Source organism: Kitasatospora putterlickiae (assembly GCF_039527695.1).
GTDB lineage: Bacteria > Actinomycetota > Actinomycetes > Streptomycetales > Streptomycetaceae > Kitasatospora > Kitasatospora putterlickiae.
The window spans coordinates 62,168-63,666 of sequence record NZ_BAAAKJ010000257.1 but is presented as its reverse complement, the minus strand read 5'-3'; the positions used below and the strand labels follow the sequence as shown (position 1 = coordinate 63,666).

Annotated in this window: 2 protein-coding genes; both read left to right on the top strand. The window is 72.4% G+C overall.

Annotated elements, in window-relative coordinates; translation table 11 throughout:
* The first annotated feature begins 41 nt into the window (after nt 1-41).
* The gene (locus ABD308_RS26275; RefSeq protein ID WP_344339208.1) at nt 42-632 is read left to right on the top strand and encodes a TetR/AcrR family transcriptional regulator; all 591 of its coding nucleotides are present in this window, start codon (nt 42-44) and stop codon (nt 630-632) included.
* A gap of 128 nt (nt 633-760) precedes the next feature.
* On the top strand, nt 761-1,499 hold a 739-nt coding region (locus tag ABD308_RS26270; RefSeq protein ID WP_344339206.1), incomplete at its 3' end, for an SDR family NAD(P)-dependent oxidoreductase.

The window sequence follows — 1,499 nt, the reverse complement described above, 5'->3', positions numbered from 1 at the left end:
CTTTCTTGACCGTTCGATCTGGAATCGACTACCTTTCAGACATGGCGCGAACCAAGGAATTCGACCCCGACGCGGCGCTCGACTCGGCACTGGAGCTGTTCTGGCGGCGCGGCTACGAGGCCACCTCGATGGCGGACCTGGTCGAGCACCTCGGGATCGGCCGCGCCAGCGTCTACGCCACCTTCGGCAGCAAGCGGGAGCTCTACCTGCGCGCGCTGGAACGGTACGGACAGCGCCAGCAGCCCGTGCTGCTGGCCGAGCTGTCGCAGCCCGGCCCGGTCCTGCCGGCCGTCCGCGCCCTGGTCCGCCGCTTCTCCCGCGAGTCCGCCGAAGACTGCGAGGGCGGCGTGCGCCGGGGGTGTTTCGTCACCAACACGGCGGTGGAACTGGCCCCGCACGACCAGGACGCCGCCCGCCGGGTGGAGGCCAGCCTGCTCCACCTGGAGACCGTCCTGACCGCCGCGCTGGTCCGGGCGGGGGCCCAGGGCGAACTGCCCGAGGGGCGCGACCCGCAGGCGCTCGCCCGGATGCTGCTGGTGCTGTTCCAGGGCATGCGGGTGGTCGGCAAGGCCGGCGACGGCGCGGCCCGCCTGCGGGACGCCGCCGACCAGGCGCTCGCCCTGCTGGACTGAACCGCCCCGCCGGACCCACTCGCCCTGCTGGGCCGAACCGTCGTCAATCCTTCCTTGTTCATGCTCTTTTTTCTGTCTTTATTCTGAACCGAACGGTCAATTTAGACCCTCGATCGAGGAGCACTCCCATGACCCGCAGTGCCACCCGCTTCACCGGCAAGTCCGTCCTGGTCACCGGTGGTGGCAGCGGCATCGGCCGAGCCGTCGCCCTCGCCTTCGCCCGTGAGGGAGCCCGCGTCGCCGTCGCGGGCCGCACCGCCAGCGCGCTCGCCGAGACCGTCGCCCTCGTCGAGCGGGAGGGCGGCACCGCCGTCGCCCTGACCGGCTCGGTCTCCGACGCCGCCGACGCCGCCCGCCTGGTGCGCGAGACCGTCGAACGGCTCGGCGGCCTGGACGTCGCGGTCAACAACGCGGGCGTCTTCGGCGGCCTCGGCCCGATCGCCGACGTCGCCGAGGAGGAGTGGCGGCGGCTGCTCGACATCAACCTCACCGGCACCTGGTACGCGATGAAGCACCAGATCGCCCACCTGCGCGCCAACGGCGGCGGGGCGATCGTCAACATCTCCTCGAACCTCGGCACCCACCTGCGGGCCGAGAACCTCGGCGCCTACGCCGTCTCCAAGGCCGCCGTCGCCACCCTGACCCGCAGCGCCGCCCGCGACCACATCGCCGACGGCGTGCGGATCAACCTGGTCAGCCCGGGCCCGATCGAGACCACCATGTCCTCCCGGCCCGGCGAGAGCGCCTCCGACAAGGCCGACCGGATGAAGGCGAGCGTCCCGGCCGGCCGCGCCGGAGCCGTCGAGGAGGTCGACGACGCCGTCCTCCACCTCGCCTCCGAGGAGTCGGCCTTCACCGTCGGCGCCC

Bases quoted from the DNA above. Each gene is read 5' to 3' on its own strand.
- ABD308_RS26275 (WP_344339208.1), top strand. From the start codon at position 42: ATGGCGCGAACCAAGGAATTCGACCCCGACGCGGCGCTCGACTCGGCA.